General features: G+C 48.3%; 1 protein-coding gene and 1 pseudogene. Both read left to right on the top strand.

The window, feature by feature from the left end:
• The coding region (locus tag R7127_RS26210) for a glycoside hydrolase domain-containing protein (RefSeq protein ID WP_318148683.1) at positions 1-300 on the top strand (300 nt) is incomplete at its 5' end.
• A gap of 133 nt (positions 301-433) precedes the next feature.
• Positions 434-1,372: pseudogene (locus R7127_RS26205) on the top strand (glycoside hydrolase family 92 protein); the annotation flags it as partial.

Below are 1,372 nucleotides of genomic sequence, written 5' to 3'. Positions count from 1 at the left end.
GAAATCGGTACTCCGCTGTTTGAAAGCGCGTCTATCGATGTCGGCAACAACCAGAAGTTCACGGTGACCGCGAAGAACGTTAGCCGCGAAAACATCTTCATTCAATCGGCTCGTTACAACGGCAAAGACTTCAACCGCACTTACCTGACTCATGACGAAATCATGTACGGCGGTGAGTTGGAGTTCGTGATGGGCGACAAACCAAATCAACGTTGGGGCTCTCTAGAGCAAGATCTTCCACCAGCACAAGGCATCGGTGAGTTCTTGCATGAAGACGAGATGCCAGCAGGTTCTCGTTAATCCCAATAGTGACAACTCAGCCGGGGGAGCGCATCTCCCGGCTATCCCTACAAGCAAATTTTATAAGCAGTCCTTTATAAACCGTCTCTTATAAACACTTTTTATATACGAATAACGACAAAACGGTATGCACATGTTTAAACGTAATCTTATCTCTTTGGCTATCCTGGTTGGTCTGACGGGTGGCTTGGCTGGCTGTAACAGCGACAACGATTCTTCCTCTTCACTGCCGGGCGATCCAATTGTTGATCTTGCGGTGTTGAAATACGTCGATCCTATGATCGGCACAGCAGCTTCTGGTCATACATTCCCGGGCGCGACGGTACCGGCAGGTATGGTTCAACTGTCTCCAGATACTTTCATCGGTTCTAACACTGATCATGAATCAGGGCTTAACCCTTGGCACTCAGCTTCTGGCTACTGGGATTCATCCAACTACGAAACTGGCGAAGTGGTTAACACTGACGTTCCGCTGTACGGCTTCTCCCATACTCACCTTTCAGGTACAGGCGCAACGGACTTAGGCGACATCTTGGTTCTGCCATACGCAGACATGGCAAACACTCAGCTGAACTCTTTCGACAAAGCCAATGAAGAAGCAAGCGCAGGCTACTACAAAACCAAACTAAACCAAGGTCAAATCGAAGTAGAACTGAGCGCCACCAAACGCGTTGGTTTACACAAATACACCTTTGCTGATGGCGCAGACCGCAACGTGAAGTTCGATTTAGGTCATACCCTAATGAACAACAACGGCAAGTCTTTGAAGAACAAAGTAGAAGTGGTGGACGAATACACCATTCGCGGTCGCAAAACCTCAACTGGTTGGTTCCAAGGGCAAGATCACCAAGGTCAAGACATCTTCTTCTACGCGAAATTCAACCAACCAATCGCCAAAGCACTTTTGGGTGAACAAGACCTAGAACCAACGCGCGAAATGCGTAATGGTGCGGTTTACTCAGGCGATGATCTTACCGCTTACTTAAATTTCGGCACAGGCGAAGAGCCAATTGAAATCCGCGTCGGTATCTCTCCAGTTAGCTGGCAAGGTGCACAGAAAAACTTAGAAGCG

It is taken from the genome of Vibrio sp. 1159 (genome assembly GCF_033340395.1).
GTDB lineage: Bacteria > Pseudomonadota > Gammaproteobacteria > Enterobacterales > Vibrionaceae > Vibrio > Vibrio alginolyticus.
Note: the sequence above shows the minus strand (reverse complement) of the source record. Positions and strands in the feature narration are given on the sequence as shown.